Raw genomic sequence first — 21,606 nt, 5'->3', positions numbered from 1 at the left:
GGAAAGTCAACATAAACAGCCAGGCTTTTCAGGGCGCTCCGGGAGCCGCTGAACGGTGTCGGACGGGCTGGATATACTGGGCGATTGTAACTGAGGGGGGGTATAGTTCATGGCCCCCAGAATTGCGTACTTTCCGTTTTTATCGCACGTTTTCGCGTGTACGCCGAATGGCCCTTGCCCGCCTGCGGCGTCCGTGAGATAAAGCTTCTTTCCTTTGCCTGACCACCGGCTGCTTCCTGCCGATGCCAGGCCCCCGCAGCATAATTTTCATGAGCCTTCGCATTTACAACACGCTGTCGCGTGCCGTGGAAGAATTTTCCCCGCTTGATCCCGGCCATGTGCGCATGTATGTGTGCGGAATGACGATTTACGACCTCTGCCACATCGGCCATGCGCGCATGATGATGGCGTTCGACGTGGTGCAACGCTGGCTCAAGGCAAGCGGCCTGAAGGTTACCTATGTGCGCAACATCACCGACATCGACGACAAGATCATCAAGCGAGCGGTGGAGCGCGGCATCACCATCCGCCAGCTGACCGACGAAATGATCGCGGCCATGCACCAGGATATCGGTGCGCTGGGTATAGAGCCTCCATCGCTGGAACCCCGTGCGACTGAGTACGTGCCGCAGATGCTAGGCATGATCGCCACGCTGGAGGAAAAAGGCCTGGCCTACAAGGGCTCCACCGGTGACATGAATTACGCGGTGCGCAAGTTTCCGGGTTACGGCAAGCTCTCGGGCAAGTCGCTCGACGAGCTGCGCGCCGGCGAGCGTGTCGCAGTGCTCGACGGCAAGGAAGACCCGCTGGACTTTGTGCTCTGGAAAAGCGCCAAGCCCACCGAACCCGACGACGCCAGGTGGGACAGCGCCTATGGCCCCGGCCGGCCGGGCTGGCATATCGAGTGCTCGGCCATGTGCCGCGGCACCCTGGGCGAGACCTTCGACATCCACGGCGGCGGCGCGGACCTGCAGTTCCCGCACCACGAAAACGAGATCGCCCAGAGCGAGGCGGCCAATGGCAAGCCGCTGGCCCGATTCTGGGTACACAACGGTTTTGTGCGCGTTGACAACGAGAAGATGTCCAAATCGCTGGGCAACTTCTTCACAATCCGCGAAGTGCTGGCCAAATACGATGCCGAAACCGTGCGGTTCTTCATCGTTCGCGCCCACTACCGCAGCGCGCTGAATTACAGCGATGCCCATCTGGACGATGCGCGCAACTCGCTCAAGCGGCTTTACACGTCGCTCGATCTCGTCAAGCCGGCAGCGCTGCCGACCGACTGGGCGCACCCGTTTGCGCAGCGCTTCAAGGCGGCCATGGACGAAGACTTCGGAACGCCGGAGGCCGTGGCCGTGCTGTTCGAGCTGGCCGGTGAAGTCAACCGGACAGGCTCTGCCGAACTCGCAGGCCTGCTGAAAAACCTGGGCGGCTGCCTGGGCCTGCTGCAGGGCGCTCCTGGCGCCTACCTTCAGGCAGGCGCGGGCCTTGACGACGCCAACATTCAACTGCTGATCGCGCAGCGCGCAACCGCCAAACTGGCAAAAGATTTCGCCGAAGCCGACCGTATCCGCAAGGACCTGTTGGCCAAAGGCATCGTTTTGAAGGATTCCCCCAGCGGCACCACCTGGGAGGTGCAATCGTGAGTTTCCGGACTATTTTTTCGCCCTGTTTTTCATGCTATTCAGGTTCCCAGCCCAATAAGGGCTTGCGCAAGCAGCTATGAAAAAGATAGTGAAAAGCGGCCCGGGCAGCGCTGAGCTGGCCGACGTTCCCGAGCCGGCCACCACGGTGCCCGAGTATTGGGCCGAAGCCTGCAAGCACCTGGTAAAAAAAGACCGCGTGATGAAGCGGCTGATTCCCCAGTTTGGCGACGCCTGCCTGCAAACCCGCGGCGATGCTTTTGGTACCTTGGCGCGTAGCATCGTGGGCCAGCAAATTTCGGTCAAGGCGGCGCAAAGCGTCTGGGCCAAATTTTCGGCCCTCCCTAAAAAGGTGACGCCCGCCAACGTGCTGCGCCTGAAGGTCGACGACATGCGCGCGGCCGGGCTGAGCACCCGCAAGGTCGAATACCTGGTTGACCTGGCAATTCACTTCGACGCCGGCACCGTCCACGTCAAGGACTGGGCGGCGATGGACGATGAGGCCATTATTGAAGAACTGGTGGCCATTCGCGGCATCGGCCGCTGGACGGCCGAGATGTTCCTGATTTTTTATCTGATGCGTCCCAATGTGCTGCCGCTGGACGATGTGGGGCTGATCACCGGCATCAGCCAGAACTATTTTTCGGGCGAATCCGTCAGCCGAAGCGACGCGCGCGAGGTGGCCGCCGCCTGGTCGCCCTATTGCAGTGTGGCAACTTGGTATATTTGGCGCTCTCTGGACCCATTACCGGTTCTGGGTACCCCCACGGGTACCGAGCAAATTTAAGTTTCATGAAGCCCTGAGGAGCAGCACATGGCGAAGAAGACCTTCCTCGATTTCGAGCAACCGATTGCGGAGCTTGAAGGAAAAATTGAAGAACTGCGCTACGTACAGACCGAGTCGGCTGTCGATATCTCCGAAGAAATCGACCAGCTGGCCAAAAAGAGCCAGCAGCTCACCAAAGACATCTACAGCGACCTGACGCCCTGGCAGATCACCAAGATCGCCCGCCACGCGGAACGTCCCTACACCCTGGACTACGTCAACGAAATCTTCACGGATTTTGTGGAGTTGCATGGCGACCGGCATTTTGCCGACGACCTGTCCATCGTCGGCGGCCTGGCCCGCTTCAACGGTACCGCCTGCATGGTGCTGGGCCACCAGAAAGGCCGCGATACCAAGGAACGCGGCCTGCGCAACTTCGGCATGAGCAAGCCCGAGGGCTACCGCAAGGCACTGCGCCTGATGAAAACCGCCGAGAAGTTCAAGCTGCCGGTGTTCACCTTTGTCGACACGCCGGGCGCTTACCCCGGCATCGACGCTGAAGAGCGCGGCCAGTCTGAAGCCATCGGTCGCAACATTTTCGAGATGGCGCAGCTCGAAGTGCCCATCATCACCACCATCATCGGCGAAGGCGGCTCCGGCGGCGCACTTGCCATTTCGGTGGCCGACCAGGTGGTCATGCTGCAGTATTCGATTTACTCCGTCATCAGCCCCGAAGGCTGCGCGTCCATCCTCTGGAAAACCTCCGACAAGGCCCAGGAAGCCGCAGAAGCTTTGGGCATCACCGCGCACCGACTCAAGGCCCTGGGCGTGATCGACAAGATCGTGAATGAGCCCGTGGGCGGCGCCCACCGCGACCACAAGCAGATGGCTGCATTTCTGAAGCGCGCTCTCAACGACGCCTTCCGCCAGGTCAGCGACCTGAAGGTCAAGGAACTGCTGGACCGCCGCTACGAACGCCTGCAAAGCTACGGCCGATTCACCGACACCAAGGCAGACGCCGGCAAGTAAGGCGCCCCGGTCACATACCGGAGCGACAAGACCATGGCCAGCTTGTCCGATCAGGAACTCAGGCATTACAGGGAGCAGGGATATGTCGTCCCGGAGTTCCGGCTCAACGACGCGTGGGTGCGGCGCATGGAGGATGCGCTCAACAACCTGATCCGCGACAACCCTGGCGTGCGGCCCGAAAAACTCGTCAGTGCCCACATTGAAGGTCAGAACGACGAGGGCGTGCGCGGCAGCCGCGATTTCTTCGACCTGGCCATGAACCCCGACATCGTTGACCTGGTGGCGCAGGTCATCGGACCTGACGTCATCCTCTGGGGGTGCCACGTGTTTTGCAAACCCGCCAGCGAAGGTTATGAAACGCCCTGGCATCAGGACGGCCACTACTGGCCCATTCGTCCGCTGGCTAACTGCACCGTCTGGGTTGCACTGGAACCGAGCACGCGCGAAAACGGCTGCTTGCGCGTGATTCCCGGTTCGCACGCCGGCAAACAACTCCATCTCCACCTGTACGAAGACCGCACCGACCTGACGCTGAATCAGCGCATGGCCGACGGCAGCTTCGACGAGAACGATGCGGTGGATCTGGAACTGGAGCCCGGGCAGATGTCGCTGCACGACATTTACATGATCCACGGCGCCAGGGCCAACACATCCGGCATCCGCCGTACCGGCGTGGCCTTGCGCTATATGCCCGGCACCTCGCTGTTTGACCGCAGCCTGCGCCCGGCTGAGGGCAAGACCGGCGTGGCTGTGAGTTTTGCCACACGGCCGCTGTGGCTGTTGCGCGGGGAGGACAAGACGGGCCGCAATGATTTCACGGCAGGCCACCGTGGCGCATAGTGGGCCTGTGAACGGGTCTTCGCACGGTGTTCTTGATGCGATCGCTTCCTTTTCCCCGGGCCTGCCGCTGGCCGTTGCGCTGAGCGGCGGCGCCGACTCCACTGCGCTGCTGGTGGCCTGCGCGCACAGGTGGCCGGGGCAGGTAAGCGCCATTCATATTCATCACGGCTTGCAGGCGGCGGCCGACGACTTTGAGCAGCACTGCGTTGCCCTCTGCGCGCAGCTCAATGTGCCGCTAATCGTCCAGCGTGTGGATGCCCGCCACGCCCCCGGCGAGAGCCCCGAAGATGCAGCACGCAAGGCGCGTTATGCAGCGTTTAGGGCTGCAGCCCAGGAAGGGTCTGCGCAACCAGCTATTAAAAGCATAGCAATTGCCCAGCATGCCGACGACCAGGTGGAAACCATGCTGCTGGCGTTGTCGCGTGGCGCGGGGCTGCCGGGCTTGGCCGCCATGCCGGCGTGCTGGGAGCGCGACGGCATTACCTATTACCGTCCGCTGCTGACGGTGCCCGGGGCATTGCTGCGCGATTGGCTGGTGACGCGCGGCATCACCTGGGTGGAAGACCCGACCAACACCGACGAGCAGTTCACGCGCAACCGCATCCGGGCCCGCCTGCTGCCTGCGTTGGTGCAAACCTTTCCGCAGTTTCGTGAGACCTTTGCACGCAGCGCGCGGCACGCGGCCCAGGCGCACGGGTTGCTGGTCGAGGTGGCACAGCAAGACCTGGCTGCCGTGGGAATCCCCCCGGTGATCAAATCCCTGCAATCCCTGTCACAGGCGCGGCAGGCCAATGTGCTGCGCTATTGGCTGACGCTGCAGCAAGCTACTCCCAGCGCAGCACAGCTCGACCAACTGCTCCTGCAAATCGCCGCCTGCACCACACGCGGGCACCAGATCCACCTCAAGGTGGCGACGGGGCATGTCACGCGCGCTGGCCCGGCGCTGAACTATGCGGCTGCAGGCGATAAGGCGAGCTAACCGGGTAGTAGTCCCTAGGTATAATTGAAGGCTTTGCTGGCGGAGCGCACCTTTTCGAGCCTCTTTGGTGTGCGTAGGGCGTTCTAGAAATCCAGCTTTTCGGGATGAAGTGCGAGGCGCCCGGAGCGCAGCAACCGGAATGTACTTCGGTACATGAGGATTGCGAGCACCGCGCAACGACGCAATTCGCCCGAAAAATGGATTTATAAACGCCCGGGCCTGAAACCAAACTCCTCTGATTGACCCCGAAAATGGCATTGATCGTTCATAAATACGGCGGCACGTCGATGGGCTCTACCGAGCGCATCCGCAATGTCGCCAAACGCGTGGCCAAATGGGCGCGGGCCGGCCACCAGATGGTGGTCGTTCCCAGTGCCATGAGCGGCGAAACCAACCGTTTGCTCGGCCTGGCCAAAGAACTGGCGCCGGCCAGGACAAGCGATGCTTATGGCCGCGAGCTTGATGCGCTGGCCGCTACCGGCGAGCAGGCTTCCAGCGCACTGCTGGCCATTGCGCTGCAGGCCGAAGGCATGCAGGCTGTGAGCTACGCCGGCTGGCAGGTCACCATCAAGACCAACAACGCCTACACCAAGGCCCGCATCGAGTCGATCGACGACGAACGTGTGCGTGCAGACCTGGACGCCGGCAAGGTCGTCATCATCACCGGCTTCCAGGGCGTGGACGAGGCCGGCAACGTCACCACACTGGGCCGCGGCGGCTCCGACACATCGGCCGTGGCCATTGCCGCGGCGCTCAAGGCACACGAGTGCCTGATCTACACCGACGTCGACGGCGTTTACACCACCGACCCGCGCGTGGTGCCCGAGGCGCGCCGCCTGCACACCGTGAGCTTTGAAGAGATGCTGGAGATGGCCTCTATGGGCTCCAAGGTGCTGCAGATTCGCTCGGTGGAATTTGCCGGCAAATACAAGGTGCCGCTGCGCGTGCTGTCCAGCTTCACCGAATGGGACATCGACATCAACGAAGAAGCCAAGTCAGGCACTTTGATCAGCTTTGAGGAAGACGAAAACATGGAACAAGCCATCGTATCGGGCATCGCTTTCAACCGCGATGAAGCCAAAATTTCCGTGCTCGGCGTGCCCGACACCCCGGGTATCGCGTACCAGATCCTGGGCGCCGTGGCCGATGCCAACATCGAAGTCGACGTGATCATCCAGAACGTCAGCAAGGACGGCAAGACCGACTTCAGTTTCACGGTTCACCGCAACGATTACTCCAAAGCCATCGACCTGCTGAAAACCCAGGTGGTGCCCAAGCTGGGCGCGCAGGAAGTCACTGGCGACGCCAAGATCTGCAAGGTCAGCATCGTCGGCATCGGCATGCGCAGCCACGTGGGCATCGCCAGCAAGATGTTCCGCGTGTTGAGCGAAGAGGGTATCAACATCCAGATGATTTCCACCAGCGAAATCAAGACCTCGGTCGTCATCGACGAAAAGTACATGGAACTCGCCGTGCGCGCCCTGCACAAGGCTTTTGACCTGGACCAGCCTTCCGCCTGAAAATGGCCGGGAAGTCGTGAGATAATCGATTTATTGGAAACGTGACCGAGTGGCCGAAGGTGCTCCCCTGCTAAGGGAGTATGGGGTGTAGAGCCTCATCAAGGGTTCGAATCCCTTCGTTTCCGCCAGTATAAAAAGCCGCCTTCGGGCGGCTTTTTTGCGTCTGGCTGAGGCTGCACCTGCCGGATGATGACCGAACCTGCTCAAGGCGTCTTTTTCTTTACTTTGGGCAGGGCTTCGTCGTATGCTGAAACGCCCCAGCTTCTTCGTACGGTGGAGCGCGGTTCAGCATGATGAAGTTCAACTCAAGGACATTGCCTCATGATCAGACTGTTCTACATCAGCGATGCTGCGGACGGCATCAACGAGGATGCGGTCAATGGCGTTTTGAAGAGCGCGGGAAAAAACAACCCGCCCCTGGGTATTACGGGCCTGCTGGTTTATGGCGGCGGGGTGTTTGCCCAAATACTCGAAGGCCCCGAGCAGACGGTCCTTCAGAAATATGTGAGCATCGCGACCGACAGACGGCACCACAATTGCCGGATCGTCTACATCACGACGACGAAGGAACGCATTTTCAAAGACATTTCCATGGCAGCGCTCGAAGCGCTTCCCCTGGAGCTTGAGCACATCGCCGAGCTGGATGCCCATCGAAAAGACGCCATACCGAAAGACGCGTTCACGGACCTCATGCACGTGTTTTTCTCAAGGATCCATGCGGTCCCCTGATTCGGCGCGGAAAGCCCCGTGGTTGTCTCGCAGGAAACTATCTGCGTTCGTCTATTCGCTATTTATTCCTGGTGCCGAGACCCGCTCTCGAGACGTTTGCGGTACGCATGTTGCGTCCGATGCTGGCAGCGCATGAAAATCAACCAAGGACCGCGCAAATATGGCCGTCCATTTTTCTTTGCTATGGCATGGCAGGACCGCTGCCCGCCGGCTCGACTTCCACGTCATAGATTTCGGTGATTTTCCAGTGCGAACCGTCATGGCTTGCCTGGCCGAGTACTTTTACAAGGAATGAGCTGCGCTGCTTCTCCGCCTGAAGTGTGATTTCGCAGATGAAGTCGAGCTTTTCGGGGCCGTCGGGAAGCGCCCCAAGGAGTTGATAACCAGCCCGGCTAAACCTGTCCTCTTTTCCTCGCTGCCGTAATTTTTCAATCTCAGGCGTGTGAAGAACGAGGGCAGTGAGGTGGTCGATCAGTTCATCGATCACTACCTGCGGGTTTATTTTCATGTTGTATGTGAGGGCTTCGGGAAGTTCCTATTTTCGGCCTTTAGTCTTACATTGTGCAAGTTTCGTGTAACTATTCTCGTAGTATTGCGGTACTTTGTTTTCAATGAATCTGGCGATGCAACGGTGAAATTCGTCAGAAATCAAAATCCCGCGGGGTGCGGACTGTCGTGGACTGATTCCGAAGTGGCTCCAGCCAGGGCCAGCAACAAGGCCTGATTCAGGTCAAGCGCCCAAAGAGGCTGCCAGCTCACCTACCTTCGCCAAGGCGGCATCGCGTTGCGCGGCCGGGCGGCTGGTTTCAGTGAGATAGGCCGCCACCACGATGGGCGCCCGGCCGGGTGGCCAGAAGACGCCGACGTCGTTGGTGGAACCGTAACCGCCTCCCCCGGTCTTGTCGCCCACACGCCAGCCCGCTGGCAGCAAGGCACGCAGGCGCTTGTCGCCGGTCTTGTTGCCCAGCAGCCATTGGGTCATCTGTTCGCGTGACGCTTCCGACAAGGCGTTTCCCAGCACGAGCTTCTGGATGTTGGACACCATGGCGTCCGGCGTCGTGGTGTCCCGTTTGTCGCCGGGCGTTGCTTCGTTCAAGGCGGTCTCAATACGGTCAAGCCGGGTGATGTTGTCCCCCAGCGAACGGGCATACGCCGTCAGGCCCGGGGGGCCGCCAAAGCTGGCCAGCAGAAGGTTGCCCGCCGCGTTGTCGCTGAGCGTGACCGTGGCTTCACACAGCTGCGCGAGCGAAATTCCCTGTGTGCCGACGTACTGGCTGGTGGTGGGTGAATGGGTGACGATGTCGGCGGCCGTGACGATGACCTTGCGCTCAAGCTGTTCCTGGCCCGCGTCCACGCGATGCAGTATGTGCGCGGCCGCCAGCAACTTGAAGGTGCTGCACAGTGGAAAACGTTCGCCGGCCCGGTAGCCGAAGCGGGCGCCGTTGCCGGTGTCGAGAATGCTGACGCCCAGTCTGCCAGCGCTTTCCCGTTCAATGGCCTTCAAGCGAGCAGACATCGCTCGGGAGATGTCTGTCGACCCCAGCAATTTCTGGGCATAGGCTGAACCCCCGGAGCCCGCGATGAGTGTCCCGATTCCGAATGTAAATTGCCTTCTTTGCATTGATTTTCCTCTGTGACGGGTAAAAGTAACGGATGACGAACCGCAACGATATGGAAACTCCGCCCATCGGGCAAACGGCAATAATCAAGGGAACTCATAAGCAAAACTTGGGCTTGAACCATGCACCTTCCCCTGAATGCCTTGCGTGCCTTTGAGGTGTCCGCGCGTCATCTGAGCTTTACGCGGGCGGCCGACGAGTTGAACGTCACGCAAACCGCGATCAGCCAGCACGTTAAAAACCTGGAGGAACGCATGGGCGTTCCGCTGTTTCGCCGGCTCCCGCGCGGCCTGGCCCTGACGGATGAAGGCCTGGCATTGCTGCCGGCCCTGTCGGAATCGTTCGGCCGCATCGGCGCATTGCTGGAGCAATTCCGGGATGGCCGGTTCCGGGAGGTGCTGAGCGTCGGGGCTGTGGGCACTTTTGCAGTGGGCTGGTTGATCCCGCGCCTGGCGGAGTTCCAGCGGGCGCACCCTTTTGTTGATTTCAGGTTGTTCACCAACAACAACCGCGTGGACCTGGCCGGCGAGGGCCTGGACTACGCCATACGCTTTGGCGACGGCGCATGGCACGGCACCGAAGCCGACCTGCTTTTTCCCTCGCCGCTGTCACCCGTCTGCTCACCTGCAACGGCTTCCCGTCTGCGCGAACCTGCGGACCTGGCCGGCGAGGTGTTGCTGCGCTCTTACCGGTCCGATGAATGGGTGAGCTGGTTTGCCCTGGCCGGTGTGGACTGCCCGGTGGTCAGGGGGGCGGTGTTTGATTCGTCCCTGACCATGGCGGAAGCTGCCGCGCAGGGCGCCGGCGTTGCCTTGCTCCCTGTGAACCTGTTTGTGCGGGAGTTGCAGGAAGGGCGCCTGGCAAGGCCGTTTCCGCTGGAAATTGAAAACGGCAGTTACTGGCTGACCCGGCTCAAATCCCGGCGCGTGACGGGGGCCATGGGCGTTTTCCGTGACTGGATCACCCGCACATGCTGCGCACGATAATTGCTGTGCTGAGCCTGCACCACCCCGCCTGAACACGCACCACGGAACCACCCATGCGCCTGCGCCACATCGAAGTCTTCAACGCGGTCATGCTCACCGGCAGCGTCAGCGGGGCGGCCCGCCTGATCAATGTCACCCAGCCCGCCGTCAGCCGCATCCTGCAGCATGCCGAACTGCAGCTGGGTTTTGCCCTCTTCCAGCGCAGCAAGGGCCGGCTGACGCCGACCTCCGAAGCGTTGACGCTGTACCCGCACATCGAGCGGCTGTTTGCCCAGCTCGATGAAGTGCAGCGCCTGGCGGCCAACTTGAAGACCGGCGAAAGCGCCAGGGAACTCCGCATCCTGACGGTGCTGGCGCTCAGCTACGAAATCCTGCCCCACGCGATCAAGCTCTTTCGGGTCAAGCATGCTGATGTGGCCATTACCGTGCGGGCGTTGCATTCACCGCAAATTATTTCGGCACTGGCGTTGCAGGAGGGGGATGTCGGTTTCCTTTTCAGCCCGGCGGCGCATTCGGCGCTGGCACAGGAACACCTGGCCGACGGCCGCATGGTGTGCGTTGCACCCAAGGGCATGCTGCCTGCGCGCCTGGTCAAGCGTGGCAGCGTCACGCTTGAGGACCTCACCAAGGTACCGGTCGTCGGGCTTGATGTGATGGACCCGGTGGGCCGCAGCCTCAACCAGGCCTGCCGCGAGGCAGGGGTGGGCCTCGAATTCCATATCACCGTGCAGACCTACCATTCGGCGCTGGCGCTGGCTCACCACGGGCTGGGCATTGCGGTGATTGACACGTGCACAGCGGCGTCCGCCGACCTGACGCGTGTGGACCTGCTGGAGCTGGAACCCTTGATCCCGGTGCCCATCAATGCGCTATTGCCCGCAGGCAAGCCTGGCTCGGTCATCGTGCGGTCTTTTGTGCGGTGCTTTCAGCAAGCCCTGACGCAGCGCGCCTGAACCGCTTGCGCTGCGCAAGGCCTGAAGGTCAGCGCTCCAGCATGCGGCTGATGCGCTGCGCAGAGCCGAACGCCAGGGTGAAGCCCAGGGCGCCATGGCCGGTGTTGAACAACAGGTTGGCCGGGCCTTTGGCATGCGTGCCAATGACTGGCAGGCCTGTGGGGGTAGCGGGGCGCATGCCGGCCCAGGGGCTCAGCGTTTCAAAGTTGCTGCAATCCGGAAACACTGTCTTCGTCGACGCTTTCAGCGAAGCAATCTGCGCCGGGTCGATGGCGGTGTCGTAACCCGAGAGTTCGGCTATGCCCGCCACGCGCAGGCGCGACCCGATGCGCGCGAACACCACCTTGCGGGCGCTGTCGGTGACGCTCACCTGCGGTGCTGCGCCGTCGCCAGGTGCGACGTCCACCGTGATGCTGTAACCCTTCAGCGGGTACACCGGAAGGTGCACACCCAGCGTGTGCGCCATGCGCGCAGACCCGGCGCCCATCGCCATCACATAACGGTCGGCTTCGAGATGGCCTTGCGGCGTCGCGACAGCTGCAACCAGGTTGCCGCGCACAACCAGTTGCTCGACGGGTGTGTCCAGCAGGAAGCGCACGCCCTCGCGGCGCAGCACGGTGAACAGACCATCGCAGGTTTTCTGGCAGTCGGCAGCACACTCGCCTGGTGTGTAGATGGCGCCGGCGATGTGCCCGTGGCGGTTTTTCAGCGCGGGTTCGATCTCCACGCAGCGGTCGGCGCTGACAGCCTCCTGGGTACTGCCCAGTTCACGTTGCAGCAACATCTGCCGGCGCGCTGCGGCGAACGCAGCATCGCTGGCGTACAGCACCAGCTTGCCCGTGGCCGAGAAGTCGCAATCCAGTTTTTCTTCGGCCATCATCGCGTCGAAAGACTGGCGGCTGAGCGCCGCCAGCGACAGCAAATGGCTGGTGGTGTTGCGTGAGGTCTTGCCGTTGCAGGCCGCCAGAAACTGCGCGCCCCACAACCACTGGCGCACATCCAGGCGAGGCCGCAGCTTCAACGGGGAAGAGGGCGACAGCAGCAGCTTGGGAAGCTGCCGCCAGATGGCGGGATCTGCCAGCGGCTGCACGTAGGAGTAGCTCAGTTGTGCGCCGTTGCCGCCGCTGGCGCCGCTGCCGGGGCTGGCGCGGTCTACCACTGTCACCTCGTGGCCGGCCCGCCGCAAGCTGTAGGCGGTTGCCAGTCCCACGATTCCTGCACCGAGCACACACACATGCATAGAAGCCTCTTTGTTCCCTGAAAGAGCGCCACTTTACGCAGTGGGTACAGGTTTGAACAATGCTGAATGCGCGAGGGTCATGACCTGTGGTTATGCCCTCCTGCGAAGGGTGGCAGAAGGGATTCTGGGTAAACCATGAGTTTTGGTCATGGGTTTGCCGCGAAAATGAATGACACGCCACACGCTGCTGTTCCTACACTAGCGATGCCAGTTTCCCGAAACTACCAACCCACCGCCCCCCGAAAGGACAAGCATGAAATTCACTATCCTCATGACCGCCGTGCTGCTGACAGCCGGCCTGGCCACCACCGCCGGCGCGCAAACGGTGCCGACGCTGAAAAAGATTGCCGACAGCAACAAGATCACCGTGTCCTATCGCGAAGCTTCGGTGCCTTTCAGCTACCTGATCGGGTCCAAAACCTCGGTGGGTTTTTCGGCAGAACTGACAGAAGCCATCATTGACGACATTCGCAAGAAGGTGAAAAAACCCAATCTCGAAGTCGCCTACATGCCCGTGACCTCGCAAAACCGCATCCCCTTGCTGGTCAACGGCACCTACGACCTCGAGTGCGGCTCGACCACCAACAACACCGCGCGCGGCAAGGATGTGGCATTTGCCATCAATCACTTCTATACCGGCACCCGCCTGCTGGTCAAAAAGTCATCCGGTATCAAGAACTACGCCGACCTGGCCAAAAAGACGGTGGCCAGCACGACCGGCACCACCAACGCGCAGGTGATCCGCAAGTACAGCGCCGACAAAAAGCTCGACATGCAGCTCATCCTGGGCAAAGACCATGACGATTCGCTGCTGCTGGTTGAAAATGACCGCGCCCTGGCCTTCGCTATGGACGACATCCTGCTGTTCGGTCTGATGGCCAACTCCAAGAATCCTGCTTCCCTGGAAGTCGTGGGCGATTCGCTGCAGGTGGAGCCCTATGCCTGCATGTTGCGCAAGGACGACCCTGAGTTCAAGAAGCTGGTGGACGGCACGATCATCCGCCTGATCAAGTCCGGCGACTTTGCCAAGATGTACGCCAAGTGGTTCACCTCACCCATCCCGCCAAAGGGTGTGAACCTGAACCTGCCGATGAGCGAAGAGCTGAAGGCCAACCTCAAGGCTCTGAGCGACAAGCCGGCCATGTAAGCACCAGAGGGGGTGCGCCTGCGCGCCGCTCCCCCGTCCTGCTTTCACAGCTGCCGCACCCGATCGGGTCCGCAGCTTCTCCTCCCCCAGAAATCCCCAACCCGGAGCCTTTTGGCGCCAGTGGGTGGATGCGCGCCTTGAATTTTGTTTTGGAGCTTGAGCCATGAGCAGCACTGAAAGACAGGCCCTGCACAGAGCCCGTGTGGTCGGTATCCTGGGCGGCATGGGTCCGGCGGCCGGCGCGGACTTTGCGCGGCTGTTTGTCCAGGCGTGCGCGGATCACATGCGGTCGCTGCAGATTTCCGTGTCTGACCAGGCATTTCCCGAGCATTGGCTGGCACAGGTGCCGGTGCCGGACCGCAGCAACGCGCTAGGTTCACCCGGGCCCGGCGGCCATCAGCCCCTGGATCCCATGTTGCAAGCGATGGGGAAACTCGCCGCGTTAGGTGCCACCACCGTCGCGGTGGCGTGCAACACGGCACATGCGTGGCACGCCGAGCTGCAGGAGCGCTTTCCCCAGCTTGAAGTGCTGCACGTGGCGCGTGAGGTCGCGCAAAACCTGGCTGGCCGTGGGGTAGGGCAAGTAGGTTTGCTGGCGACCGAGGGTACGTACCGGGCGGGCCTCTACGACCAGGCCTTGCGCCAGGCGGGGCTGCAATGCCACATTCCTTCCGTGGAAGAGCGTGAGCGCCTGATGCGAGGCATCTATGAGGGCGTGAAAGCCGGCAACATGGCTTTGGCGCGTGAGTGTTTTGCGGGCGTGGCCAGCGCGCTTGCCGGGCGGCACGGCCTTTCAGTGCTGGTTCTGGGCTGTACCGAGATTCCGCTGGCACTCAGCGCGGTGCCTGGAAGGGATTCACTTGAGCTGGTGGACCCGGCGGCCCTGCTGGCGCGGGCGCTGGCGCAGCGGGCATATGCCTGAGCGTTCAGCACGGTCCTGTATGGCTCAAAACAGCCGAATTTTTAATAAAATAAGCCTCTAGCCCAATGGGAATGTGCGCGAGAAGCTATAAAAATGATAGCAAAAACGGGGCGACTTCCCAGTCCCTCAATCGGCCGACGCGCTCCAGCGGTTGTCCCAGGCCTTGTCGAGTGTGCGGCGGTCGCGTTTGGTGGGGCGCCCATGCTCCAGGCTGCCGGCCGGATCGGCGGCTACCCGGCGCTGCTCGGCGGCCTCGGCTTTGAGGCGCTGGCTTTCTTCGGTTTCTTCGTAGAGCTGCTGGGCCACCGGCGCCGCGCCCCGCTGCTTGCTGATGCCGCGCACCATCAGGGTACGGGTGTAGGGGCCTTGCCGCAGCGTCACGGTGTCGCCTGGTTTGACTTCACGCGCGGGCTTGGCTTCGATGCCGTTGACGCGTACGCGGCCCTTGTCGATTTCTTCCACAGCCAGGGCACGGGTCTTGTAGAAGCGGGCAGCCCACAACCACTTGTCGATTCGCAATTTGTCCATTGGGCGCTATTCTGTACCAAGGCATGTGACGCCGTGTAGGAGGGCGCCGCGTTTGGGTCGTGAACAGGTTCTCACGTCGTGGGCAGGCGTACCGTGGCGTCCAGGCCGGTCACGCGGCCGTGCACGACGCGGTTTTCCAGCGAAATGCTGCCATGCATGGTTTCGGTGATCTCGCGGCAAATGGCCAGGCCCAGGCCGGAGCCGTGGCGCACGTTGCCTGCGGAAAAGGGCTGGTAGAGCCGAGCCGACAACTCTGCCGAAACCCCCGGCCCGCTGTCGCTGATGGTCATGGCGACAACGCTTGCGTCCCGCACAATGCGCACCGCCAGCGTGCCGCCGGCCGGCGTGTGCTTGATGGCGTTGTGCAGCAGGTTGCGCGTGAGTTCGCCCAGCATCCACTCATGCGAGGTGACGCGCGCAGGCACGGTTTCAATCTCGAAATCAATGTCTTTCTCGGCGATCAGGGGTGACAGGTCCAGCGCCACAGAGCGCACCACCTGCGCCAGGTCGATGGCCTGCAGGTCGGCCTGCTGGCGCAATTGCTCCACCTTGGCCAGCGCCAGCATCTGGTTGGCCAGGACGGTGGCGCGGTCCACCGTCTGGTTGATTTCCGCCAGCGCCTCACGGGCGTCCATGTCGCCGCGCAGCGCGGACTGCACCTGCACCTTGAGCACGGCCAGCGGTGTGCGCAGCTGGTGGGCGGCATCGCGCACAAAGCGCTTCTGGTTGTCCAGCAGATGCTGCAGCCGGCCCATGACCTCGTTGGTGGCCTCCACCAGCGGCAGCAGTTCGCGGGGTGCATCGGGCGCGGTAATCGCCGTCAGGTCGCCTTCGGGACGGGCCTGCAGTTCGGCGCTGAGGCGCCGTACGGGCCGGGTGGCGCGCTGCACCACGACGACCGCCACCAGGGCGATCACCGCCAGCAGCAGGGCCTGACGCCATAGTGTGTCGAACAGGATTTTGCGGGCCAGTGTTTTGCGCAGTTCCAGGGTTTCGGCAACCTGAATTACCGCCATGGCGCGGCCTTTTGCGCTGGCCACGGGCTGCAGCAGAACCGCGACCCGCACATCGTCGCCCATGAAGACGTCGTCATAAAAATCCACCAGCGCCGAATAGGGCGGCCGTGCCGGAATGCGCCCGTGCCAGAACGGCAACTCCGAAAAACCGGACACCATGCTGCCGCCGAGGCTGGACACCCGGTAGAAAAGCCGGCTCTGGTTGTCAGCCTCAAAAGCTTCCAGCGCCGCATAGGGCACCGTGACGCGCAGCTCGGATTGCTCGTCGTAGCCCGTTACATCGAGCTGCTCGCCGATCGATTTGGCAGACGCCAGCAGCGTACGGTCATAAGCCGTGTTCACCGCGCCCAATGCCTGCTGGTACAGGCTGAAGGTGTTGGCCACTACCAGCAGGCCCACCGGCAAAAGGATGCCGATGAGCAGGTATCTGCGCAGGGAGATGGCGCCCGCGCCGGGTGTTGTTTCGGGTGCTGCGGGGGGAACTGCCTGAATGTCCTGTCGCGGCTGCGGGGAGCTCATGCATCCACTTTCAGCAAATAGCCCAGGCCGCGCAGCGTGACCAAGGTGACACCGGTTTGCGCCAGTTTCTTGCGCAGGCGGTACACCACCACTTCCACCGCCTCGTATTGCACGTCCGCCTCGCCGGGAAACACCAGCTCGAACAAGCGCTCTTTCGACACTGCATGGCCGGGTTTGGCGATCAGGGCCTGCAACAGCGCCAGTTCACGGGGAGTCAGCTCCAGCACCTGGTCGCGGTGGTAGATGGCCCCGCTGTCTTTTTCATAGCGCAACTCGCCCACGATCTGTGCGCCAGCATCATTTTCCGGGGGAAGGGCGGTTGCCGGACGCCGCCGGCTCAGGGCGCGCAGACGTGCTTCCAGTTCGTCCAGGTCAAAGGGTTTGGGCAGGTAGTCGTCGGCCCCGGTATTCAGGCCCATGATGCGGTCGCCTACCGTACCGCGAGCGGTCAGGATCAGCACCGGCGCGGCAAGACCCTTGAGACGCGCCTGCTCGAGCACCTGCAAGCCGTCCATGCCGGGAAGGCTGAGGTCCAGCACCACCACATCGGGCTGTGTGTCCGTCCATTGCGCCAGCGCCAGGCGCCCGTCGGTGCAACTGAAAACCTCCATGCCGCGGCGGCCCAGTGCCCGCTGCAGCGCGGCCTGCATCGACGCATCGTCTTCGATCAGTAACAATTTCATGGGGGCAGAATGGGCTAGGGCCTGAAACAGGGTGTTAACAGGCCCTAGACATTAGCACTTTCCCCAATGCTTCCGGACAGCCGTTTGACAGAAACGAAGCGCATGATAAGCCCGTGATCGGCTGGATGCCTTCGCCAGCCCGGCAAGCTCAACAATTTCACAATCCTATTTTCAAGGAGACATTCATGCGTCGCGATACCTTTCTTAAATCCCTGGCAGCCATGGCGGCTGCAGGCGCCTTGCCCCTGCCGGCTTTTGCCGCCGCCAATGTCAAGATGATGATTCCCGCCAATCCCGGCGGCGGATGGGACACCACGGGCCGTGCCCTGGGCAAAGCCCTGACGGACTCCAAGGCCGCCGATACCGTGACCTATGACAACAAGGGCGGCGCCGCCGGCGCATTGGGCCTGGCCCAGTTCGTCAACGGCTCCAAGGGCGACCCCAACGCACTGATGGTGATGGGCGCTGTCATGCTGGGCGGATTGATCACCGGCAAGCCGCCGGTCAGCCTGTCGCAAGCCACCCCGATTGCACGTCTGTCCAGCGAATACAACGTGTTTGTGCTGCCTGCCAACTCGCCATTCAAGTCCATGAAGGACGTGGTCGAGCAACTCAAGAAAGACCCCGGCAGTGTGAAGTGGGGCGGTGGTTCGCGCGGCTCCACCGAGCACATCGCGGCTGCGATGATCGCGCAGAAGGTCGGCGCCGACCCCTCGAAGATCAACTATGTGGCTTTCCGTGGCGGCGGTGAAGCCACGGCAGCCATCCTGGGCGGCAACGTCACAGTGGGCGGCAGCGGCTACAGCGAATTTGCCGAGTACATCAAGGCCGGCAAGATGAAGGCCATTGCCGTGACCTCGGGCAAGCGCCTGCCCGGTGTGGATGTGCCGACACTCAAGGAGCAGGGCATTGACGTCGAAATCGGCAACTGGCGCGGAGTCTACGGTGCCCCCGGGATCACGGACGCACAGCGCAAGGCCCTGACCGACATGGTGCTGGCCGCGCTCAAGGCGCCGGCCTGGGCCGAGGCGGTCAAGAAGAACGACTGGACTCCCGCAGTCCTGACGGGCGAGGCATTTGCCAAGTTTGTGGACGACGACTTTGCGGCGCTGCGCGCCACGATGGTCAAGTCCGGCATGGTCTGATCTTCCGCGTTTTTACGCCACCCGCGCTTTCGCGTATCAGCTGCACGCGGTTCCGTCAAATTTGATGAAAATTTGACGAAAGGCCCGCGTGCCCCCAGACTGCTTATGTCTGGCCCAACCTTCCCCGCCTTTCGGGAACTATAACGATGACAACTTCAGATCCCTCGGCCGTCTGGCCGCAAACTCTGGTCGGGGCCGGTGTGCTGCTGACCGGCCTGGCGCTGGCCTTTGGCGCGATCAGCATTTCGTCCGAGGCCGGTTATGGCGGTGTAGGCCCCAACTTCCTGCCCTGGGTGGTGTCTGTGGGCCTCGCGATTTGCGGCGCCTTCATCATCTGGGAAGCGCAGAGCGGCGGCTTCCGGGACCTGGACCTGCCTTCCGGTGCATCGCAAGCCTACTGGCCGGGTTTTATATGGGTCTCTGCGGGCTTGTTGCTCAATGCCGCCCTCATTACCACCATCGGTTTTATCCTGAGCTGCACGCTGTGTTACTTGCTGGCTGTGCAAGGCCTGCGCCGTGCGGGTGGCCAGACAAGCGTCAATGCGCCGCTGACCTGGGTCACCGATTTTGGGGTGGGTTTCGCGATTTCCGCGCCGGTGTTCTGGATGTTCACGAAATTCCTGGCGATCAATCTGCCGGGCCTGACATCAACGGGGTGGATCTGATATGGACATTTTTAATGCCCTGATGGCGGGTTTCGCGACAGCGATCACGCCGGTGAATTTGCTCTGGTGCCTGGTGGGTTGCGCCCTCGGCACAGCGGTAGGTGTGCTCCCCGGCATCGGCCCTGCGGTAGCAGTGGCCATGCTACTGCCCATCACCGCCAAGGTCGACATCACCGCTTCAATGATTTTTTTCTCGGGGATTTACTACGGTGCGATGTACGGTGGCTCGACCACCTCCATCCTGCTGAACACGCCGGGCGAAACCGCCAGCATGGTCACCGCCATGGAGGGCAACAAGATGGCCAAGAGCGGGCGCGCGGGCGCCGCACTGGCCACGGCTGCTATCGGCTCGTTTGTGGCTGGCACCATTGCCACCGTCATCGTCACGCTGTTTGCGCCTTTTGTGGCCGAGTTCGCAGTCAAGCTGGGTCCGCCGGAATACTTCCTCTTGATGCTTCTGGCTTTCACCACGGTGAGTGCGGTGCTCGGCAAAAGCACGCTGCGCGGCATGACGGCGCTGCTGATCGGCTTGGCCGCCGGCTGCGTGGGGCTGGACCAGATCTCCGGCCAGGGCCGCTATACCGGTGGCATCCCGGAGCTGCTGGACGGCATTGAAATCGTGCTGGTGGCCGTGGGCCTCTTTGCGGTTGCCGAAGTGCTCTATGCAGTGCTGTATGAAGGCCGCATGGTGGAAGAGCAGAACAGGCTCAGCCGCGTGCACATGACCAAGGCGGACTGGAAACGGTCGATCCCCGCCTGGTTGCGTGGCACGGCCATCGGCACGCCCTTCGGGTGTATTCCGGCGGGCGGCACCGAGATCCCGACTTTCCTGAGCTATGCAATGGAAAAGAAGCTGGCGCAAAACCAGCCCCACAGTGCGGAGTTCGGCACCAAAGGCGCTATCGAGGGTGTTGCCGGTCCGGAGGCTGCCAATAATGCGACGGTGACGGCTGCGCTGATCCCGCTGCTCACATTGGGCATCCCGACCTCCAACACCACGGCGATCTTGCTGGGCGCGTTCCAGAACTACGGCATCCAGCCCGGCCCGCAGCTGTTTACCACCTCGGCTGCCCTGGTGTGGGCACTGATTGCTTCGCTGTACATCGGCAACGTGATGCTGCTGGTGCTGAACCTGCCCATGGTGGGCCTGTGGGTCAAGCTGCTGAAAATTCCCAAACCGCAGCTGTACGCGGGCATCCTGATTTTTGCGACGGTGGGCGCATACGGCATGCGGCAAAGTGCGTTCGACCTCTTTTTGCTGTACGCCATCGGCTTGCTCGGTGTGCTGATGCGCCGCTTTGACTTCCCGACGGCCCCTGTGGTGGTGGGCATGATCCTTGGCCCGCTGGCCGAGGCTCAATTGCGCAATGCCATGTCGATTGGCGAAGGCAGCCCCGCCGTGTTTTTCCAGCGCCCCATGTCGATCACGCTGGTCGTGATTGTGGTTGCGGTGCTGGTGCTTCCGCGTATGGCTAAATACTGGAAGGCGAAAAAACCTGCAAGTTGAGTTTTATTACTAAAAGGAGATGACATGCTGAACATCAAACGACGCACCGCATTGGGTGGGCTCGCCGGGTTGGGCCTGACCACGTTGGGCAGTACATTCCCCGCATTGGCGCAATCTGCCAAGGCACCGGCAGCTGTCGCTTCTCCAAAAGGCAAAGCCGCCAAACTAACTTCGAAACTGCGCATTGTGATACCGGCCAACGCCGGCGGGGGCTGGGACCAGACCGGCCGTGCGCTGGGTACGGCCTTGCTGGGTGTCGGCGCCGCTGACGAGATCGAATACGAAAACAAGGGCGGCAAGGGCGGCACCATCGGCCTGGCTTATTACGCCGAAAAGTACGGAAACGATCCCAACACCCTGTTGATGGGCGGTATGGTCATGGTGGGCGCGGTTGCCTTGCAAAAACCCGCGGTCGACATGACTCGCATCCAGCCGATAGCCCGCCTGACCAGTGACTACCTCGTGGTGGTGGTGGCTGCCAGCTCGCCGATCCGTACCGTTGCCGATCTTGCCAGCCGGCTACGCACCAACCCCAAAGACGTGCCGATCGCCGGCGGGTCGGCCGGTGGTGTGGACCATGTGTTTGCAGGGGTGCTGACCCGAGCCTCCCAAAGCAAACCGGAAGAACTGGTGTATCTGCCTTTCGCCGGCGGTGCCGAGGTGGTGCAGGCCGTGGTGGGTGGCAAGGCAGTGGCCGGCATATCGGGCTACAGCGAGTTCAGCGATGAACTCGCCAGCGGGAAACTGCGTGCCATTGGCGTGTCGTCCAAGCGCATGGTTTTTGGCATTCCCTCGATTCGCGAACAGGGTCTCGATGTGGACATGGCCAACTGGCGTGGAGTGTTTACCGGCCAAAACGTGGCACCCGCCCGGCAGGCCGAAATGGTCGAAGCGGTGAAAGCCGCCGCGGGGTATGAGTCCTGGCAAAAAACACTGAAGCAGAACCACTGGGACTCTTCGCTGCTTTCTGGGCCCGGTTTTGCCAGCTTCATTGACTTTGACCTGACGACCTCGCGCGTCATGGTGCACCTGCTCAAGCTCAAAGCCTGACGCTCTGCGGCAGGGTTTTCGGAAGGGGCGGCCGCGTGGGTCACCCCTTTTTTCTCCGGCGTCCATCTGATGGATGGCATGGAAAGTGCTGTGCCTGTTGGAGAAACAGGCGCATGCCGG

At 61.9% G+C, this 21,606-nt stretch carries 21 protein-coding genes and 1 tRNA gene; 16 read left to right on the top strand and 6 right to left on the bottom strand.

Annotated features, from left to right (window positions below):
• Positions 1-269: 269 nt before the first annotated feature.
• The 8 genes from cysS to AC1DYR_RS02490 all read left to right on the top strand — a co-directional run bounded on the left by cysS (position 270) and on the right by AC1DYR_RS02490 (position 7,506).
• A complete protein-coding gene (gene cysS / locus AC1DYR_RS02525) occupies positions 270-1,646 on the top strand; it encodes a cysteine--tRNA ligase (RefSeq protein ID WP_477703690.1) in 1,377 nt (458 codons plus the stop codon).
• Positions 1,647-1,722: 76 nt separating this feature from the next.
• Entirely contained in the window at positions 1,723-2,430 is a 708-nt protein-coding gene (locus AC1DYR_RS02520; protein WP_477703689.1) for a DNA-3-methyladenine glycosylase family protein, read from the top strand.
• A gap of 27 nt (positions 2,431-2,457) precedes the next feature.
• Entirely contained in the window at positions 2,458-3,438 is a 981-nt protein-coding gene (locus tag AC1DYR_RS02515; protein WP_092131429.1) for an acetyl-CoA carboxylase carboxyltransferase subunit alpha, read from the top strand.
• 33 nt (positions 3,439-3,471) lie between these two features.
• The gene (locus tag AC1DYR_RS02510; RefSeq protein WP_477703688.1) at positions 3,472-4,278 is read left to right on the top strand and encodes a phytanoyl-CoA dioxygenase family protein; all 807 of its coding nucleotides are present in this window, start codon (positions 3,472-3,474) and stop codon (positions 4,276-4,278) included.
• Entirely contained in the window at positions 4,247-5,257 is a 1,011-nt protein-coding gene (gene tilS, locus AC1DYR_RS02505; protein WP_477703687.1) for a tRNA lysidine(34) synthetase TilS, read from the top strand. The genes AC1DYR_RS02510 and tilS overlap by 32 nt, the downstream gene beginning before the upstream one ends.
• Before the next feature lie 251 nt (positions 5,258-5,508).
• On the top strand, positions 5,509-6,777 hold the full coding sequence (locus AC1DYR_RS02500) for an aspartate kinase (RefSeq protein ID WP_477703686.1): 1,269 nt from the start codon (positions 5,509-5,511) through the stop codon (positions 6,775-6,777).
• Between the two features lie 35 nt (positions 6,778-6,812).
• Positions 6,813-6,905: transfer RNA gene (locus AC1DYR_RS02495), tRNA-Ser, on the top strand.
• A gap of 193 nt (positions 6,906-7,098) precedes the next feature.
• Positions 7,099-7,506: a BLUF domain-containing protein gene (locus tag AC1DYR_RS02490; RefSeq protein WP_477703685.1), complete on the top strand. Its 408-nt coding sequence runs from the start codon at positions 7,099-7,101 to the stop codon at positions 7,504-7,506.
• A 181-nt stretch (positions 7,507-7,687) separates the two neighbouring features.
• Here the strand turns inward: AC1DYR_RS02490 and AC1DYR_RS02485 are convergent, their stop codons facing one another.
• Together AC1DYR_RS02485 and bla are read right to left on the bottom strand one after the other, a co-directional pair.
• Positions 7,688-8,014 carry a hypothetical protein gene (locus AC1DYR_RS02485; RefSeq protein WP_477703684.1) on the bottom strand — a complete coding sequence of 109 codons (327 nt, stop codon included), beginning with the start codon at positions 8,012-8,014 and terminating at the stop codon, positions 7,688-7,690.
• A 222-nt stretch (positions 8,015-8,236) separates the two neighbouring features.
• Positions 8,237-9,127, bottom strand: a complete 891-nt coding sequence (bla, locus tag AC1DYR_RS02480) for a class A beta-lactamase (RefSeq protein ID WP_477703683.1) — start codon at positions 9,125-9,127, stop codon at positions 8,237-8,239.
• A gap of 120 nt (positions 9,128-9,247) precedes the next feature.
• Here bla and AC1DYR_RS02475 point away from each other — a divergent pair, with 120 nt between their 5' ends.
• Positions 9,248-10,111, top strand: coding sequence for a LysR substrate-binding domain-containing protein (locus AC1DYR_RS02475; protein ID WP_477703682.1), 864 nt, complete (start codon positions 9,248-9,250; stop codon positions 10,109-10,111).
• Between the two features lie 53 nt (positions 10,112-10,164).
• Positions 10,165-11,064, top strand: coding sequence for a LysR family transcriptional regulator (locus tag AC1DYR_RS02470; protein ID WP_477703681.1), 900 nt, complete (start codon positions 10,165-10,167; stop codon positions 11,062-11,064).
• Between the two features lie 28 nt (positions 11,065-11,092).
• Here AC1DYR_RS02470 and AC1DYR_RS02465 read toward each other — a convergent pair whose 3' ends face one another.
• The gene (locus tag AC1DYR_RS02465) at positions 11,093-12,304 is read right to left on the bottom strand and encodes a D-amino acid dehydrogenase (RefSeq protein ID WP_477703680.1); all 1,212 of its coding nucleotides are present in this window, start codon (positions 12,302-12,304) and stop codon (positions 11,093-11,095) included.
• A 253-nt stretch (positions 12,305-12,557) separates the two neighbouring features.
• On the opposite strand from AC1DYR_RS02465, the gene AC1DYR_RS02460 reads away from it, so the two are divergent.
• Positions 12,558-13,451, top strand: a complete 894-nt coding sequence (locus AC1DYR_RS02460; RefSeq protein ID WP_477685363.1) for a transporter substrate-binding domain-containing protein — start codon at positions 12,558-12,560, stop codon at positions 13,449-13,451.
• A 163-nt stretch (positions 13,452-13,614) separates the two neighbouring features.
• Positions 13,615-14,373 (top strand): aspartate/glutamate racemase family protein, encoded by a 759-nt coding sequence (locus tag AC1DYR_RS02455; protein WP_477703679.1) that lies wholly within the window; start codon positions 13,615-13,617, stop codon positions 14,371-14,373.
• A 126-nt stretch (positions 14,374-14,499) separates the two neighbouring features.
• Here the strand turns inward: AC1DYR_RS02455 and AC1DYR_RS02450 are convergent, their stop codons facing one another.
• The 3 genes from AC1DYR_RS02450 to AC1DYR_RS02440 all read right to left on the bottom strand — a co-directional run bounded on the left by AC1DYR_RS02450 (position 14,500) and on the right by AC1DYR_RS02440 (position 17,119).
• Positions 14,500-14,901 carry an RNA-binding S4 domain-containing protein gene (locus AC1DYR_RS02450; RefSeq protein ID WP_477703678.1) on the bottom strand — a complete coding sequence of 134 codons (402 nt, stop codon included), beginning with the start codon at positions 14,899-14,901 and terminating at the stop codon, positions 14,500-14,502.
• 71 nt (positions 14,902-14,972) lie between these two features.
• Positions 14,973-16,436, bottom strand: a complete 1,464-nt coding sequence (locus tag AC1DYR_RS02445; RefSeq protein WP_477703677.1) for a sensor histidine kinase — start codon at positions 16,434-16,436, stop codon at positions 14,973-14,975.
• Positions 16,433-17,119 (bottom strand): response regulator, encoded by a 687-nt coding sequence (locus AC1DYR_RS02440; RefSeq protein ID WP_477703676.1) that lies wholly within the window; start codon positions 17,117-17,119, stop codon positions 16,433-16,435. The genes AC1DYR_RS02445 and AC1DYR_RS02440 overlap by 4 nt, the downstream gene beginning before the upstream one ends.
• 185 nt (positions 17,120-17,304) lie before the next feature.
• Here AC1DYR_RS02440 and AC1DYR_RS02435 point away from each other — a divergent pair, with 185 nt between their 5' ends.
• From AC1DYR_RS02435 to AC1DYR_RS02420, 4 genes are all read left to right on the top strand, one after another.
• Positions 17,305-18,264, top strand: a complete 960-nt coding sequence (locus AC1DYR_RS02435; protein WP_477669014.1) for a Bug family tripartite tricarboxylate transporter substrate binding protein — start codon at positions 17,305-17,307, stop codon at positions 18,262-18,264.
• A gap of 146 nt (positions 18,265-18,410) precedes the next feature.
• Positions 18,411-18,929, top strand: a complete 519-nt coding sequence (locus tag AC1DYR_RS02430; protein WP_477660425.1) for a tripartite tricarboxylate transporter TctB family protein — start codon at positions 18,411-18,413, stop codon at positions 18,927-18,929.
• Position 18,930: 1 nt separating this feature from the next.
• The gene (locus AC1DYR_RS02425; protein WP_477703675.1) at positions 18,931-20,436 is read left to right on the top strand and encodes a tripartite tricarboxylate transporter permease; all 1,506 of its coding nucleotides are present in this window, start codon (positions 18,931-18,933) and stop codon (positions 20,434-20,436) included.
• A gap of 24 nt (positions 20,437-20,460) precedes the next feature.
• Positions 20,461-21,486, top strand: coding sequence for a Bug family tripartite tricarboxylate transporter substrate binding protein (locus tag AC1DYR_RS02420; RefSeq protein WP_477703674.1), 1,026 nt, complete (start codon positions 20,461-20,463; stop codon positions 21,484-21,486).
• Positions 21,487-21,606: the final 120 nt, after the last annotated feature.

The organism is Polaromonas sp. P1_F9 (genome assembly GCF_056405615.1).
Note: the sequence above shows the minus strand (reverse complement) of the source record. Positions and strands in the feature narration are given on the sequence as shown.

Bases quoted from the DNA above. Each gene is read 5' to 3' on its own strand.
- cysS (WP_477703690.1), top strand. From the start codon at position 270: ATGAGCCTTCGCATTTACAACACGCTGTCGCGTGCCGTGGAAGAATTT.
- AC1DYR_RS02425 (WP_477703675.1), top strand. From the start codon at position 18,931: ATGGACATTTTTAATGCCCTGATGGCGGGTTTCGCGACAGCGATCACG.
- AC1DYR_RS02510 (WP_477703688.1), top strand. From the start codon at position 3,472: ATGGCCAGCTTGTCCGATCAGGAACTCAGGCATTACAGGGAGCAGGGA.
- AC1DYR_RS02445 (WP_477703677.1), bottom strand. From the start codon at position 16,436: ATGAGCTCCCCGCAGCCGCGACAGGACATTCAGGCAGTTCCCCCCGCA.
- AC1DYR_RS02450 (WP_477703678.1), bottom strand. From the start codon at position 14,901: ATGGACAAATTGCGAATCGACAAGTGGTTGTGGGCTGCCCGCTTCTAC.
- AC1DYR_RS02475 (WP_477703682.1), top strand. From the start codon at position 9,248: ATGCACCTTCCCCTGAATGCCTTGCGTGCCTTTGAGGTGTCCGCGCGT.
- AC1DYR_RS02420 (WP_477703674.1), top strand. From the start codon at position 20,461: ATGCTGAACATCAAACGACGCACCGCATTGGGTGGGCTCGCCGGGTTG.
- AC1DYR_RS02465 (WP_477703680.1), bottom strand. From the start codon at position 12,304: ATGCATGTGTGTGTGCTCGGTGCAGGAATCGTGGGACTGGCAACCGCC.
- tilS (WP_477703687.1), top strand. From the start codon at position 4,247: ATGATTTCACGGCAGGCCACCGTGGCGCATAGTGGGCCTGTGAACGGG.
- AC1DYR_RS02430 (WP_477660425.1), top strand. From the start codon at position 18,411: ATGACAACTTCAGATCCCTCGGCCGTCTGGCCGCAAACTCTGGTCGGG.
- AC1DYR_RS02500 (WP_477703686.1), top strand. From the start codon at position 5,509: ATGGCATTGATCGTTCATAAATACGGCGGCACGTCGATGGGCTCTACC.
- AC1DYR_RS02520 (WP_477703689.1), top strand. From the start codon at position 1,723: ATGAAAAAGATAGTGAAAAGCGGCCCGGGCAGCGCTGAGCTGGCCGAC.
- AC1DYR_RS02440 (WP_477703676.1), bottom strand. From the start codon at position 17,119: ATGAAATTGTTACTGATCGAAGACGATGCGTCGATGCAGGCCGCGCTG.
- AC1DYR_RS02455 (WP_477703679.1), top strand. From the start codon at position 13,615: ATGAGCAGCACTGAAAGACAGGCCCTGCACAGAGCCCGTGTGGTCGGT.
- AC1DYR_RS02490 (WP_477703685.1), top strand. From the start codon at position 7,099: ATGATCAGACTGTTCTACATCAGCGATGCTGCGGACGGCATCAACGAG.
- AC1DYR_RS02485 (WP_477703684.1), bottom strand. From the start codon at position 8,014: ATGAAAATAAACCCGCAGGTAGTGATCGATGAACTGATCGACCACCTC.
- bla (WP_477703683.1), bottom strand. From the start codon at position 9,127: ATGCAAAGAAGGCAATTTACATTCGGAATCGGGACACTCATCGCGGGC.
- AC1DYR_RS02470 (WP_477703681.1), top strand. From the start codon at position 10,165: ATGCGCCTGCGCCACATCGAAGTCTTCAACGCGGTCATGCTCACCGGC.
- AC1DYR_RS02435 (WP_477669014.1), top strand. From the start codon at position 17,305: ATGCGTCGCGATACCTTTCTTAAATCCCTGGCAGCCATGGCGGCTGCA.
- AC1DYR_RS02515 (WP_092131429.1), top strand. From the start codon at position 2,458: ATGGCGAAGAAGACCTTCCTCGATTTCGAGCAACCGATTGCGGAGCTT.
- AC1DYR_RS02460 (WP_477685363.1), top strand. From the start codon at position 12,558: ATGAAATTCACTATCCTCATGACCGCCGTGCTGCTGACAGCCGGCCTG.